Origin of the sequence: Streptomyces sp. NPDC024017, from assembly GCF_040638895.1 — a bacterium.
Classification (GTDB): Bacteria; Actinomycetota; Actinomycetes; order Streptomycetales; family Streptomycetaceae; genus Streptomyces.
Genome location: NZ_JBEZYZ010000021.1, coordinates 1 through 13,778 on the forward strand (window position 1 = coordinate 1; position 13,778 = coordinate 13,778).

General features: G+C 72.0%; 13 protein-coding genes and 5 pseudogenes. 7 read left to right on the top strand and 11 right to left on the bottom strand.

Going from position 1 to position 13,778, the window contains the following annotated elements; translation table 11 throughout:
- The 3 genes and pseudogenes from AB0G20_RS36970 to AB0G20_RS36980 all read right to left on the bottom strand — a co-directional run.
- Positions 1–86: pseudogene (locus tag AB0G20_RS36970) on the bottom strand (alpha/beta hydrolase); the annotation flags it as partial.
- 68 nt (positions 87–154) lie between these two features.
- Entirely contained in the window at positions 155–1,366 is a 1,212-nt protein-coding gene (locus AB0G20_RS36975) for a chorismate mutase (protein ID WP_361310591.1), read from the bottom strand.
- Between the two features lies 1 nt (position 1,367).
- Complete coding sequence (locus AB0G20_RS36980) at positions 1,368–2,129, bottom strand: AfsA-related hotdog domain-containing protein (RefSeq protein ID WP_361310593.1); 762 nt, start codon at positions 2,127–2,129, stop codon at positions 1,368–1,370.
- 245 nt (positions 2,130–2,374) lie between these two features.
- Between AB0G20_RS36980 and AB0G20_RS36985 the strand changes: the two genes are divergently transcribed.
- The 3 genes and pseudogenes from AB0G20_RS36985 to AB0G20_RS36995 form a co-directional block, all read left to right on the top strand.
- Positions 2,375–2,557, top strand: coding sequence for a hypothetical protein (locus AB0G20_RS36985; protein ID WP_361310595.1), 183 nt, complete (start codon positions 2,375–2,377; stop codon positions 2,555–2,557).
- 57 nt (positions 2,558–2,614) lie between these two features.
- A pseudogene (locus AB0G20_RS36990) lies at positions 2,615–2,872 on the top strand (thiamine pyrophosphate-dependent enzyme); the annotation flags it as partial.
- A 211-nt stretch (positions 2,873–3,083) separates the two neighbouring features.
- Positions 3,084–3,514: pseudogene (locus AB0G20_RS36995) on the top strand (transketolase C-terminal domain-containing protein); the annotation flags it as partial.
- Between the two features lie 130 nt (positions 3,515–3,644).
- On the opposite strand, the pseudogene AB0G20_RS37000 reads toward AB0G20_RS36995, so the two are convergent.
- The 5 genes and pseudogenes from AB0G20_RS37000 to AB0G20_RS37020 all read right to left on the bottom strand — a co-directional run.
- Positions 3,645–3,824, bottom strand: a pseudogene (locus AB0G20_RS37000) (chorismate synthase); the annotation flags it as partial.
- 10 nt (positions 3,825–3,834) lie between these two features.
- The gene (locus tag AB0G20_RS37005) at positions 3,835–4,446 is read right to left on the bottom strand and encodes a transferase hexapeptide repeat family protein (protein ID WP_355818400.1); all 612 of its coding nucleotides are present in this window, start codon (positions 4,444–4,446) and stop codon (positions 3,835–3,837) included.
- 36 nt (positions 4,447–4,482) lie between these two features.
- A complete protein-coding gene (locus AB0G20_RS37010; RefSeq protein ID WP_361310599.1) occupies positions 4,483–5,721 on the bottom strand; it encodes an FAD-dependent monooxygenase in 1,239 nt (412 codons plus the stop codon).
- A gap of 44 nt (positions 5,722–5,765) precedes the next feature.
- Positions 5,766–6,323 carry a flavin reductase family protein gene (locus tag AB0G20_RS37015; protein ID WP_361310601.1) on the bottom strand — a complete coding sequence of 186 codons (558 nt, stop codon included), beginning with the start codon at positions 6,321–6,323 and terminating at the stop codon, positions 5,766–5,768.
- Positions 6,320–7,912 carry a 4-hydroxyphenylacetate 3-hydroxylase N-terminal domain-containing protein gene (locus AB0G20_RS37020; RefSeq protein WP_361310604.1) on the bottom strand — a complete coding sequence of 531 codons (1,593 nt, stop codon included), beginning with the start codon at positions 7,910–7,912 and terminating at the stop codon, positions 6,320–6,322. The genes AB0G20_RS37015 and AB0G20_RS37020 overlap by 4 nt, the downstream gene beginning before the upstream one ends.
- A 282-nt stretch (positions 7,913–8,194) precedes the next feature.
- On the opposite strand from AB0G20_RS37020, the gene AB0G20_RS37025 reads away from it, so the two are divergent.
- From AB0G20_RS37025 to AB0G20_RS37040, 4 genes are all read left to right on the top strand, one after another.
- Positions 8,195–9,625: a class II 3-deoxy-7-phosphoheptulonate synthase gene (locus AB0G20_RS37025; RefSeq protein WP_361310782.1), complete on the top strand. Its 1,431-nt coding sequence runs from the start codon at positions 8,195–8,197 to the stop codon at positions 9,623–9,625.
- Between the two features lie 86 nt (positions 9,626–9,711).
- Positions 9,712–10,191, top strand: coding sequence for a MaoC family dehydratase (locus AB0G20_RS37030; RefSeq protein WP_361310607.1), 480 nt, complete (start codon positions 9,712–9,714; stop codon positions 10,189–10,191).
- Positions 10,192–10,339: 148 nt separating this feature from the next.
- Positions 10,340–11,071 (top strand): TetR/AcrR family transcriptional regulator, encoded by a 732-nt coding sequence (locus AB0G20_RS37035; RefSeq protein ID WP_361310610.1) that lies wholly within the window; start codon positions 10,340–10,342, stop codon positions 11,069–11,071.
- A 12-nt stretch (positions 11,072–11,083) separates the two neighbouring features.
- A complete protein-coding gene (locus AB0G20_RS37040) occupies positions 11,084–11,815 on the top strand; it encodes a siderophore-interacting protein (protein ID WP_361310613.1) in 732 nt (243 codons plus the stop codon).
- A gap of 27 nt (positions 11,816–11,842) precedes the next feature.
- On the opposite strand, the pseudogene AB0G20_RS37045 reads toward AB0G20_RS37040, so the two are convergent.
- The 3 genes and pseudogenes from AB0G20_RS37045 to AB0G20_RS37055 all read right to left on the bottom strand — a co-directional run.
- A pseudogene (locus AB0G20_RS37045) lies at positions 11,843–11,965 on the bottom strand (IS5/IS1182 family transposase); the annotation flags it as partial.
- A 68-nt stretch (positions 11,966–12,033) separates the two neighbouring features.
- Positions 12,034–12,747 carry an HAD family hydrolase gene (locus AB0G20_RS37050; RefSeq protein WP_361310616.1) on the bottom strand — a complete coding sequence of 238 codons (714 nt, stop codon included), beginning with the start codon at positions 12,745–12,747 and terminating at the stop codon, positions 12,034–12,036.
- Between the two features lie 29 nt (positions 12,748–12,776).
- Positions 12,777–13,667, bottom strand: coding sequence for a winged helix-turn-helix domain-containing protein (locus tag AB0G20_RS37055; RefSeq protein ID WP_361310619.1), 891 nt, complete (start codon positions 13,665–13,667; stop codon positions 12,777–12,779).
- Between the last annotated feature and the right edge of the window lie 111 nt (positions 13,668–13,778).

Below are 13,778 nucleotides of genomic sequence, written 5' to 3' on the forward strand. Positions count from 1 at the left end.
TGCATGCGCGCGATGAGCGCGCGGTGTTCGGAGGCGTCCGGCAGGACCTCCACCACCGGCGGCTCGTGCGCCACGACGCGTTCGACGGTGAGGACGTCCTCACGGCCGCGACGGAGGCGGGGCGACGGTGTCGCCGCCGTGGCCGGTGGCGGGTTCACCGCGGTGACCGCCCCCGGCACATCTCCAGCAGCGCCTCGGCGACGCCCGCTCCGCCCTCCCCCAGCTCCTCGGCGTACCGGCCCCGGATGGAGACCTCGCGCCCGGAGTCGACGTGGGAGCCGCCGCTTCCGGTACGGATCCGCTGGATCTCCCGGGAGGTCTCCAGCCGTTGCTTGAGCGTGCCGATGAGGAAGCGGTCCAGGGCGTCGATCTGTTCGCGCAGCCGGGCGATGTCCCCGGACGCGGGCCCCGTGGGGCCGCCTGCTTCGGAGGTGATCTCGGTGTCCATCGTCTTGCTCCGTTCGTACGACGGGACATGGGCCGCCGAGGGGTACGACCCAAGGGACCTCAGCCCGGGTACGCGCAGCCGCAGGAGGCCGACGGCGCGTGCGGTCGCGGGCCGGTCGGTGCCGTCCGGGCAGTCGGCGAACAGGACCGATCCGCTGCGCCCGTCGGACACGGTCCGCAGGGACACGGCCCGCAGGAAGGGGTGGCGCCGCAGGCCGTCCACCAGCCCGTCGACGTCCTCCGGCCGGCCCGCCAGACGCCCGACCAGCGACGTGCGGTCGGCGCGGGCCGGGTGCCGGGTGCCCGGTCCGCCGGGGCGCGCGCACAGCAGGAACCGGGTGGCCGCGCCGGCGGTGTCCTGTATCCCGGTGAACAGGACCTGGAGACCGTAGTGGGCGGCGGTGAAGTCACCGGCCACGGCGGCGTCGCACTCCCCGTCCCTGACCCGGCGCGCGGCCTCGGCGTTGGACGGCGCCGGGATCCACCGCGCCCGCGGCACGCGCCTGTCGAGCCATCCCGCGACCTGCGTCCCGGCGTGCGGATGGCCGCTCACCGTGCCCACCCGCACGAGGGACGTACCGGGGCGGACCAGCAGGGCGAAATCGACGGGGAACACGACCTCCCTGAGCACGGTCAGCGCGGGTGACTCCGCGAGCGCGCGCACCGTGTCCGCGACGACGCCGGCCACCGTGTTGTGCACGGGCAGCATCGCCGCGTCCACGGCGCCCCGGCACACCAGGGCCAGGGCGTCCGCGGCGGTGGCGGCCGGTGCCAGCGGGGAGCCCGCGGCCTCCGGGAGCGAGCGCAGGGCCAGCTCGGTGAAGGTGCCCTCCGGGCCCAGATAGGCGAACCTCCGCTCCGGGTACGGGAGTCGACCCGAAGCGGGCCGCGCCGGGTTGTCCGGTACCGGCGTCCTCATGTCACGCGCTGGCCAGAGCGGCGTCCATGGTGCTCGCCACCGCGCTCTTGGCCCGCCGCAGTTCCTTGTCCTCCAGCAGCCCGGGGGCGAACGCGGCCGCGTCGATGGTGACGGTGGCCGCGACCCGTCCGGCCTGCTCCACCTCCACCGTCGTGCGGAAGGTGAGCCGGCTGGGTTCCGACACCTCGGACTCGTCCACCGTCAGCCGCAGCGTGGCGCCGACGGGGAAGAGGAAGTTGGAGAAGGTGGTGTTCATGGAGTTGAGGACGATGTAGTAGCGCTGCTGCGGCCAACGGGCCGTGAAGTAGCGCTCCACCACCGCGACGAGCATCTGGCGGGCCGCCTCCACGGCCACCATGCCCTGTACGTGCACGCGGTCCTGGACGTCCACGAGCAGTTCGTTGTGGTCGTGCAGGCGGAGGGCGGCCTCGTACGTGGTGTCGTCGACCTGGGTGAGTCCGGCGACCAGCACGTTGTCCTCGCGCGCCTTGTGCAGGTCCTGGCGGCGGGCGGGCTGCCCGGTGGAGTGCACCAGCACGATCCGGTCGTCCAGCTGCCGCCGGGTGACGGCGTCCTGGAGGTAGGAGATCTCGAACTCCCCGATCCCCTGGCCGGCGACCACGCGCACCGGCCCCTCGACGGTGTCCAGGTCGCCCGCGTCGAGCGAACGGGCCAGGCGCGAGAACGTCTCGGCGCCAACGGCCTCGGCGAAGTCGCGGAACCGGTCGCCGACGACGAGTCGGGAGGTGGCTGAGCTGCTCATGAACATGCCTCCTGGCGGGGGAAGGCCGCGGTCATGCGGAGCCGCGGAAGTGCATTCAGCGTGAAGTCCCCGAAATGGGCTCGCCAGTCGCCTGTTGGGAGTAGGTACGAGGTACTAGCCGTATCGGCCGACTGCCGTCGCCACGGCGCGTCGCGAATGCTGGTGCGGGGTCGCCGGCTCCCGACCGCGGGTGTGCGCACGGGAGTCACGGCCCCTGTCCCCGCGGCCGAAGGAGCCTCATCCACATGTCAGTTCTTGATCCGCCGGGCGTCGCCGAGGACGACGTGACGGCCATGCTGCCCGCCCCGCGACCCCTGAGCCTCATCGACGGCCCGGACGGCGAACGGGCCCTGGACGACCCGGTCCTGCTGGAGCTGTACCGGCAGCTGGTACGGGGACGTCGCTACAACGAGCAGGGACGGCGCTGACCAAGCAGGGCAGGCTGGCGGTCCATCCGTCCACCACGGGGGCAGGAGGCCTGCGAGGTGGGCGCCGTCCTGGCCCTCGACCGGACCGTACGGCAGGCCGCGCGGCGGGCCCGCGAGGGCGGCGGGCCGACTCTCGTGGAGACGGTGACGTACCGCCTCGACGCGCACACCAACGCCGACGACGCGACCCGCTACCGCGACGCGGCCGAGGTGGAGTTCTGGCGCCGCCGGGACCCCGTCGACCGCATGGAGCGGCACCTGCGGGAGCGCGGACTGCTGGACGACGCCGGGGTGGACCGGGTCCGGCGGGAGGCCGAGGAGATGGCCGCGGACCTGCGCGCCCGCCTCTCCGTGGGCCCGTCCCCCGACGCCCTGGACCTGTTCGAGCACGTCTACGCCCGGCGAACCCCCCAGCTCGACGAACAACGCGCGTTGCTGACAGCCGAGTTGGCGGCGGTCGCTACCGCTGGCGGCAGCGGCACAGAGGGGCAGGACAGTGACCGCCACCATGGACGACGTCACCGGTGCGTTCCCCGGCGCCGGGCCGGCCGCCGAGCAGGTGACGATGTCTCGGGCGCTCAACCGGGCCCTGCGCGACGCCTTGGCTGCCCATGCCCGATCACCGTCCGCATCCCCTACGGCGGCGGGATCGGGGGCGTCGAGCACCACAGCGACGCCTCGGAGGCGTACTACACGCACACGCCCGGTCTCCACGTGGTCGCGCCGGCCACCGTCCCTGACGCCTACGGCCTGCTGCGCGCGACCATCGCCTCGGACGATCCGGTCGTCTTCCTGGAGCCCAAGCGGCTGTACTGGTCCTCGGCCACCCTCGTCACGTACGGCCCCTCCCTGCCGGTCTGTCTGGACGCGGCGGAGGCGGCGGCGGCCGAGGGCTGGGACCTGAAGGTCGTGGATCTGCGCACCCTGGTGCCCTTCGACGACGAGGCGGTGCCCGCGTGAGGCATCGACACCCTCACGCGAGGGGCCGCGGCTGCCGCAAGTCGATTGCTTCCACTACGACTTGGGTGACCATTTTCGGGCGTGCGCCCGCCGATGGCCACAACCGCCGTGGCAACCTCCTCGTACAGGTGACCTCGTCCCGTTCGAACTTCATGCGCGCACCGCGCCCGTAGCCGAGCCTGCGCCGGGCCAGGTGGTCCGCCACCATGTCCGTGGTGATCGGCACGCCGGCGGTAAGGCCCTGCAGCGTCGCCACGAGTGCGGGACCGTGGGACTCCCCCGCGGTCAGCCAGCGCAACCTGCTCAACGGTGCTCCTTCAGCGGGACCGGTACGCGTGCAGGGTGACGTGCTCTGGCTCGCCGGGCCGGGCGGGGGCCGGGGCGGCGGCGCGTTCGGTGGCGGCCTCCGCCGGGTGCAGCCCGGTGAGGCAGCGCTGGGCCAGCTTCTGGTACTGGGCCGTCCCGTTGCCCTTCCAGGCGATCTCGTCGGCGGTGAGCTCGCGCACCACCTTGGCCGGGCTGCCCGCCACCAGGTGCCGCTCCGGCACCTGGAACCGGGACTTGACGAAGCTGCCGGCGCCGACGAAGGCCTGCTCCCCCACGACGACGCCGTCCATCAGGACGGACTTCATGCCGATCAGGCTGTCCCGGCCCACCCGGCAGCCGTGCAGCACACTCCCGTGGCCGACGTGCCCGTCCTCCTCCACGACCGTGTCGGCGCCGGGGAAGCAGTGCAGGACACAGCCGTCCTGGACGTTGGAGCCCGCCCGGAGTGCGATGTGCCCGAAGTCGCCCCGCAGGCTGGCGAGGGGGCCGACATAGCACCCGGGTCCGATGTCGACCGACCCGATCAGTACGGCGTCGGGGTGCACGAACGCCGTGGGATGCACGACGGGGACGTTCCCTTCGAAGGAGTAGATCCTTGCCATGTGTCTCTCACCGTTCGTCGATGGTCGTCGGGCCGGTCAGGTCGTCGCGGGCGCCACGGGCGCGGCCGGGGTTCGGGCCGGTGCCGTGGCCGGGCGCAGGGAGCCGAGAGGGTCGTGCCCGTGGATCCAGGCGAGGTCGTCGGGCAGGCCGGCCAGGCGGGCGTTGCGGGCCTCGGCCTCCGGTCCGTCGGGCAGCTGGAAGCAGCCGGCGTTCTTGCGGGAGCCCGCCTGCAGCAGCCGGGTGCGCGGTCGGCGCAGGCGCTCGTAGGCACGCAGGGCCGAGGGCACACCATCGGCGTCCGTACCCGCCAGGAGGTGGGCGAGGACCACCGCGTCCTCCAGGGCCTGGTTGGCTCCCTGGCCGTGGTGCGGCAGCATCGCGTGCGCGGCGTCGCCCAGCAGGGTCACGGGGCCGGAGCTCCAGGCGCGCTGCGGTTCCCGGTCGTACAGCGCCCAGCGGCCCGGGCGTTCGCAGGCTCCGAGGATCCCGGTGACGAACGGGTGCCAGCCGTCGAAGGCGGCCAGCAGTTCCGCGGCGTCGCCCTCCGTGGACCAGGACTCGACGGTCCACGTGCGGTCGGGCACGACGGCCAGGAAGTTCAGCGCGCTGCCGTCCGCCACCGGGTAGGCGATGAAGTGCCGGCCCGGTCCGAGCCACAGCCACAGGACCGGCTCGGCGAGTTCGGGAAGGTGCCGCAGCCGGTCCATGGGGACCAGGGCGCGGTATCCGCTGGTCCCCGAGAACACGGCCTCGTCGGGACCGAAGAGGCTGTGGCGGACCACGGAGTGGATGCCGTCCGCCCCGACGACCGCGTCGGCTTCCGCTTCGCTGCCGTCCTCGAAGCGGATCACGGCGCCGGCGGCCGTCTCCTCCACTCCGGTGCAGCGGGCGCCGAGGCGGACGTGCTCCGTGCCCAGTTCGGCGAGCAGGGCCTGCTGGACGGCCGCCCGTTCCACGGTCCAGAAGGGGGCGCCGAAGCGCTCCTCGTACATGCCGGTGAGGCGGTGCGACACCATGGACCGGCCGGTGCGCCAGTGTCGGAAGTCGGCCCGTACGGGCTGGGCGGCCGCTGCGGTCAGCCGCTCGGCGACGCCCAGTTCCCGCAGGGCCCGGTGTCCGTTCGCGCCGATCGCGATCCCCGCTCCCAGGTGGGCCAGTTTCCGCGCCTGTTCGTGGACGACCACCTCGACGCCCTGCCGCCGCAGTCCGAGCGCGACGGCCAGGCCGCCGATACCGCCGCCCACCACAGCCACGTACGGGCGTTTCCCGGCCATGGCGTCTCCTCTCCCGTTCGCTGCTGGGGGTCTCCGGTGTGTGCTCACGTCGCCGGTGCGACCTCGGTGAAGGTGCCGCGGTGGAAGACCAGGGGCTCGTGGTCGCGGCCGACGGCGCCCAGGACCTGTCCGACGACGAGGACGTGGTCGCCGAGCGTCTGGGTGAGGTGCAGGGCACATTCGAGCGTTCCGGGCCCGTCCGGCAGGACCAGGCAGCCGGTGTGCGGTCCGACGGCCCAGTCGGCGGCCTGCTCCACCGGCGGGCGCTGCGCCGCGGGCGTGGTGAGGACGCCGACCAGGGAGCGCGCCCGGTGTCCGAGGAACGACACGGCCCACTGGCCGGACGTCCGCACGCGCCGCAGGAAGGTCGAGTCGTCGCGCAGGTACATCGACACGAGCGGCGGGTCGAGGGAGACCGAGCTGAACGAGTTCACCGCGATGGCGTCGTGGCGTACTCCGGACCGGGTCTCGAAGCGGGTGGACACCGCGCACACACCGGTCACGAACTGTCCGAGGACGTGCCTGAGATGGGCCTTGTCCGGCAGGACGGAGACTCCGGGCGGGGCAGCGGGGCCGCCCGGAGCGGGGGTACGGCTGCTCACCTCGCGGCCTCGACGGGGGCGGTCGCCCCGGTGTCGGGGGTGCCGTTGCCGATGACGGTGGTGTCCTTGGGGTTGATGAGGTCCGGGACCTTCCAGCCGTTCTCGTCGTACTCCGACAGGCACTGGTCGACGAGCTGCTTGTAGTCGTCGAACTTCCCGGAGCCCTGCTGGGCGTGGAGGGCCTCGAAGCGGATCTGCTCGTGGTTGCCGGCGTAGTTCATCTCGTACAGCTCCCAGCGGGCCCCGAACTCGGTGCCGACCGCGTCCCACGCCAGCTTCATCAGCTTCACCCGGTCGATCGCCTCCACGCCCAGGCCGCGGACGTACTTGTCCAAGTAGGGCCGGACCTCGGGGTTCGACCAGTCGAGGGCGTGGGAGTTGTTGTAGATCAGCGCGCTGCCGAGGTCCCGCAGGAAGATCTCGCGCACCTTCGGGAAGATCGACGAGGACAGGACGCGGAAGGCCAGCGCGGTCTCGCCGTTGGGGGTGACGGTGCCGTCGGGCCACTTGGTGGGGTTCTCGGCCATGGAGTCGACCAGGGCCCAGAACATGTTGCGGTAGGCGAGGACCTCACCGAGCCGGCTCTGCACGCCGCGGAACTCCGAGGTGCCCGTGGTCTCCAGGCACTTGGCGAGCAGACCGGTCAGGAAGTCCATCTTCACGGCGAAGCGGACGCAGGCGTGGAACATGGCGCGGTAGAAGAAACCGGACCCGTAGAAGAAGTTGTTCGCCTTGTCCACGTCGTAGCAGAAGACGTTCTCCCAGGGGATCAGCACCTCGTCGAAGACGAGGATGCCGTCGTTCTCGTCCAGGCGGCTGCTGAGCGGCTGGTCGAAGGGGCTGCTGACGGTGGCCGAGGCGAACTCGTACGACGGCCGGGAGATGATCTTCAGGCCGGGGCTGTCGGTCGGCACGATGAAGTACGCGGAGAACTCCTTGGCGCCCTTCGGGATGACCCCGTAGCTGCCGATGAAGATGTGCTGCGTGAGTGCCGCGCCGGTGCCGACCACCTTGGCACCGGACACCACGAGGCCGGCGTCGGTCTCCCGGTCCACCGTCAGCATCACGTCCTTGAGTTCGGTCAGCCCCCGGTTGCGGTCGATCGGCGGGTTGACGATGCCGTGGCCGATGAACAGCACGTTCTCCTGCGCCTTGCGGTACCACGCGGACGCGTTGTCCTCGAACGGCGCGTAGTGCTCCTTGTTCGACCCCAGGGTGGACAGGAACGCGGCCTTGAAGTCCGGCGTGCGGCCCAGCCAGCCGTACGTCATGCGCGCCCACTCCTCCATGGCCCGCGCGGCGGCGCGCAGGTCGCCGGAGGTGTACGGGGCCTTGAAGTAGGGGTGCGTGAAACCGCCGTTGCCCGTGTCGGTGGGGACGACCAGTTTGCTGTTGCGCTCGGGGTCGTGGAGCGCGTCGAAGAGCCGGGCGACCATGCGTGAGTTGTTGCGGAAGGCCGCGTGGCTCGTGACGTCCCGCACCTTCTCGCCGTAGATCCTCACGTCCCGGCCGTCCCGGAGGCTCTCGAGGTACTCGTCCCCGGTCTGCGGACGGGACACGGACCCGGACGGGCTGGCGGTGCTGCTCATGCGGAATCACCTTTCGAGCCGGTGGCATGGAGAAATGCGGCGGCGGACCGCGCCCGCCGCCGAGTGCCGACGACGGTGTGCGCCTGCCGAAATGCTCCAGGAGTGCGACCGGCCCCGACAGTCGGCCGCTGGGGCTAGTACGCGGGTAGTAGATCCGCCCTTCTAGCCACAACGACCCACTGCCGGGACCCGGCGGCCGCGTGACAGGCTGCGCCCACCGCAAACCCGTGCCGTGCCCTCGGAACAGAAGGCGTTGAGGTTTTCAGCGTGAAATCCCTGGAAATGGACGAGAACTCACTGTCCGATCCCGCTGCCGAAGCGTGGCGGGCGCTGCCCGCGGCGCAACAGCCCGACTGGCCCGATCCCGTGGCGCTGCGGACGACCCTGTCGGCCCTGTCCACCGCGCCTCCCCTGGTGTTCGGCAGGGAGTGCGACACCCTGCTCGACCGTCTCGGAGAGGTGGCCCTCGGCCAGGCCTTCCTGCTCCAGGGCGGCGACTGCGCGGAGACCCTGGAGTCGGTGAGCGCGGAGTCGGTCCGCAACAAGCTGGAGGTCCTTCTCCAGATGGCCGCCGTGCTGACGTACGCGGCCGGCGTCCCGGTGGTCAAGGTCGGCCGGATCGCCGGCCAGTACGCCAAGCCCCGCTCGCAGCCCACCGAGACCCGCGACGGAGTGACGCTGCCCTCGTACCGGGGCGACGCCGTCAACGGGCTGGAGTTCACCGCCGAGGCCCGCACCCCCGACCCGGCCCGGCTGGAGCGCGTCTACCACGCGTCCGCCGCGACGCTCAACCTGCTGCGCGCCTTCACCGCCGGCGGGCACGCGGACCTGCACCGGGTGCACGAGTGGAACCGTGACTTCGTGGCCCTGTCCGCCGCGGAACGCCGCTACGCGCGGCTGGCGGACGAGATCGACGCGGCGCTCGCGTTCATCCGGGCCTGCGGCATGAGCACCTCGACCCTGCGTACCACGGAGGTGTTCGCCAGCCACGAGGCGCTGCTCCTCGACTACGAGTCCGCCCTGGTGCGCACGGACCCCGACACGGGGCGGCGGTACGCGCTGTCCGGGCACCTGCTGTGGATCGGCGAGCGCACCCGCCAACTCGACGGCGCGCACGTCGCGTTCGCCGCCGGCGTCAGCAACCCCCTCGGCGTCAAGCTGGGGCCCGACGCCGCCGTCGACGACCTGCTGACCCTGGTGGACCGGCTGGACCCGCAGCGCACCCCGGGCCGGCTGACGTTCATCGCGCGGATGGGGCGGGGCCGGGTGCGCGACCGGCTACCCGCCCTGGTGGAGGCGGTGCGTGCGGAGGGCGCCCGGGTGGTGTGGGTGTGCGACCCGATGCACGGGAACACCTTCACCGCGACGAGCGGCCACAAGAGCCGGCGTTTCGAGGATGTCCTGGACGAGATCACGGGCTTCTTCGAGGTGCACCGGGCGCTGGGCACGCATCCCGGCGGGGTGCACGTGGAGCTCACCGGCGAGGACGTCACCGAGTGCGTGGGAGGGAGCAACGAGGTCCTCTCCGACGATCTGCACCTGCGGTACGAGACCGCGTGCGACCCCCGCCTCAACCGGGGGCAGTCGATGGACCTGGCGTTCCGGGTCGCCGAGTGGTTCAGCGCCGAGAAGCGCCGCCTCGGCCGCCCCCGCCCCGAGTCCGCCTCCGTCCGTCCCGCGAGCGTGCCGGTGTACGCGGCGTCCTTGCGCTGACTCCCGTTCCCGACCGCTGCCGGACACCCGAGGCGCCCGAGCTCCCCCGAGACATCCGAGACACCCGAGACGAAGGAGCACTCACCGTGCGGCACTTCGAGCACTTCCGCGTCGGCGGCACCTACGAGCTGGGGACCACGCGGCTCACGAGCGAGGACATCATGGACTACGCCCGCGCGTGGGACCCGATGCCCTTCCACCTGGATCCCGAGGCGGCGGCCCGCTCCCCCTTCGGCGGCCTGGTGGCCAGCGGCTGGCACACCGGTGCCGTGGTCATGGGGCAGTTCGTCCGCGCGCTGCTCGCGGACTCCGCCTGCCAGGGTTCCTACGGCATGGACGAGGTCAGGTTTCTGCGCCCGGTGCGCCCCGGCGACGAACTGCGCGGACGGGCCACCGTGGAGGAGGCCGCGCCGCATCCCCGGCGCCCGGACACGGGCACGGTCCGTTTCGTCGTCGAGGCGGACAACCAGCAGGGCGAACCGGTGTACCGGATGCGGACGCGGCTGCTGTTCGGCCGCGCGGAGACCAGCGGCACCCGGCACGAGGACGCGGTCGCACGCCGCTGACGCGCCGCGCGCCGGCGGCTTCCCCCCTGCCCCCCGACTCCCGTTTCCCCTCGGACCTCCCCCGATCCAGGGGGAAACGGGACCCAACCCTCACCGCACATGGCGGATTCCCGCCCTTTGACCATACGCACCGTTGCGTCTAGTCTCGATGGGTCGATCTTCCCGGCCGGTCCTCTCCGACCGTCCCGGGACAGGCGCCGCGACGCGACGAGGAGGGCACGCCATCAACGCCCCACACGACACCCGGCAGCCGGCCGACGCGCCCGCCGCGCGCACCAGGAGCGGCCCGCGGCGCAGCGAGGCCGCCCGGGTCGCGGTCCTGCGGGCCGCCGACGACCTGCTGATGGACGTCGGCTTCCACGCGATGACGGTGAGCGCGATCGCCGAACGAGCGGGAGTGGCCAAGCAGACCATCTACCGCTGGTGGCGGTCGAAGGTGGCCATCCTCCTCGACGTCCTGGAGGAGGATCTCCACGACAAGGCGTCCTGGCCGGAGCTCCCGGACTCCGCACAGACCGCTCTGGAGCAGCATGTGACGCACCTGAGCCGGGTCTTCGCCCAGTCCCCCACCGGTCACGTCCTGTTCGTGCTCATCGGCCACGCCCTGCACGACCCGACGACCGCCGCGGTCCTGCGCGACCAGGTGCTGGACCGGCAGCGGCAGCACGACCGTGCACACGTCCGGCAGGCCCTGGCCTCCCTCCCCCGCGCCTCGGTGAGCCGGAACGAGGCGGACCGGCTCCTCGACCTGCTCGTCGGTCCCGCCTTCCACCGGGCCTTCACGACGGGACAACCGCTGGACCCGCGGTTCGTCGAGCGCCTGACCGCCACCGTCCTGGCCCGCCGACGAGAGGTTCCGTCGGCCGCCCCCTCCCTCTGAAGGGCTGTTCCCATGTTCCGCACCCGTCGCACCCGCTACACAGCCACGGTGGAGGCGGTCTCCCTGATCGCCCCGCGCATGGCCCGCATCACCCTGGGAGGGCCTGGCATGTCCGCCTTCCGCTGCGACGAACCGACGCAGTGGGTGAAGCTGTTCGTGACCGATCCCCTCGACGGGCAGCCGGCCGGCCGCGCCTACACCGTGCGCCACCACTCCCCCGCCGGACCCCGCGTCGACATCGACGTGGTGCTGCACGGCAACGGTCCGGCCGCACGCTGGGCCGAGACCGCCCGCCCGGGCGAGGAGGTCTCCTTCGGCGGTCCCAAGGGGTCCTTCCGTCCCGCTCCCGACACCGACTTCTACCTCCTGGCGGGCGACGAGAGCGCCCAGCCCGCGGTCCTCACCATCGCCGAGAGCCTGCCGCCCGGCATGCGGGGCGCCGTCTACCTGGAGGTGGAGGGCCCTGAGGCGGAGATCGCGGTGAGTCTTCCGGCCGGCCTGGACCTCGTGTGGGTGCACCGGGACGCCGGCCGGGCCAAGGGCGAGGCGCTGCGCGACGCCGTAATCAAGGCCGCCGTGCCGCCCGAGCGCGTCGCCGCGTGGGCCGCGGGGGAGTCCGGCGCCGTCAGGGACATCCGCCGCCACTTCACGGAAGTCCTCGGTCTGGACCGCCGGCGCGCCTACGCGAAGGGCTACTGGAAACGGGACGAGGCGGACCACCGCGATCCCCTGGCCTCGGACTAGCTACCGCCTGCCGTTCGGATCAGGCCCGCGCACCGTGGTCGAGTCCACGGCGACGACGGTCCAGTCGGCGGTGCCGACAGCGTCGCAGTGCTGCTGGACGTGGGCCAGGAGCCGGTCCCCGGTGCCGTCTGCCGACCATCGGCGGAAGCGCGACCCCACACCGGAACCAGCGGCCACACACCAGCCGGCCGCGTCACCAACCTCTCCGGACAGCACACCTAGTGCCGCAGCAGGTGCAGCAGCGGCTCCAGGGAGCCCAGGACCACGTCGGCCCCGGCCGCCCTCAGGAGCTTGGCCTTCCTTCCGTTGCGCGCGTAGCCCAGGAAGGGCACCCCGGCCCGCCCGGCCGCCTCGTGATCGGAGGGTGTGTCTCCGATCATCAGAGCATCGCCCGGCGCCACCCCCATCGCATGCAGTGCCCGGTTCAGACAGTGCGGATCCGGCTTCAGGTGGCGGAGTTCCTGGGTCCGGCCGTAGATGTGGGGGGCGAAGCAGTCGACGAGGCCGCGGCTCGCGAGGTACTTGCGGACCACCCGCGGCGAGTTGTTGGTGGTGACGGCCAGCCGCGAACCCACCGCGGTCCAGGTGCGTATCAGCGGATCCGCGTACGGCGTCGGCATCGCCGAGGTCGCGGCCCGCAGTTCCTCCTGGGTGAGACGCTCCTCCAGCTCGGCGACCAGGTCGCTGCCGGGGTGCCGGCGGTCCACGGCGCGCAGCACCACGTGCGGGTCGAGGGACTCCCGCTCGGCATCGGTCAGCAGGCCGTGCAGGCCCCGGCTCTCGAGCCAGGAGACCAGGTCGCCGGCCACCCGCTCCGCCGAGTGCCCGGCGAACAGGCGGCAGATGGGCCCGTCGAAGTCCCAGAGCACGACGCGCGCGCGTCTGGTCAGATCGCGGAGTTCGTACGGAACGTTCTCGGTCTCGATGGTCACCGCACCAGTCTGCGCCGTATCAGGAGTCACTAGGAGAGTGTCAGGTCCGTCGTGATGGTTTCCCAGAGGGCGTTGAACCACTTCTGGGATTCCTCCACGAACGCACCGTCCCGCCGGCCCGCTCGCCTGGCGAAGGCGAAGAGGAGGGACCGGGAGCCGAGGACGTCGTACATGTCGAGGGTCTGGCTGCCCCACTCCTCCTCGCGCCTGGTCAGCATGTAATAGCCGAGCAGGGCCTCCTCCTCGTTGAGGAGGTACAGCTTCACCGGCGGGGTGAACGGCAGCGCGCGGAAGCGGACGCGTACGTCGATGCCGTGGGTGGAGCGCAGGGCCAGCAGGTTGTGCTGGAGGACCTGGCCCTGGGCGTTGCGCATCGCGAGCCACCGGGTGTGGACCGGGTTGTCCTTCCCGTGGGCCTCGACCGGGACGGGAAAGGCCAGTTCGATGTCCCGGGAGGGGACCAGGATGCGGACGTCGATCGACTCGGGGCGGATGCGGCCCTCGTGGATCAGGCGCAGCGGCTCGCCGATGGCGACCATCAGCGTCTCCGCGGTGTGGCAGACCACGTCGACATGGACGGCCTTCGCCGAGAACGCCTCCGTCAGGCGCGGGGCCAGACCCACCATGGTCGGCTGGGGTTCGCCGCGGGCGGGGGCCGGCGCCGCGATCCGGGGCGGGCTGCCCTTGCTGACGTTGGTGAGCAGACCGTCCTCCTGGAGGACGCGCAGCGCTTGACGGACGGCGCCGCGCTCCACGCCGAACTCCTCCGCCAGTTCGGCCTGGGTGGGCAGACGGTCTCCCGGCTTGAGCTCACCGGCCTTGATGCGTTCGCGCAGGATGTCGGCGATCTCCTGGGGCGAGGACCTTCTGCTGCCGTTGACTGCCACGTTCTCCGCCACGCTCTCCTGGGTCACGACCAAACGCTACAACTCTGATCCATCTGGCGGGAGTTGTTTGAAAGTTGTTTATGACTAGGGGCCAAGTGGGCACAACTTAATCAGAGTTGGTTGCCAACTTCTCGGAGTTGGCGG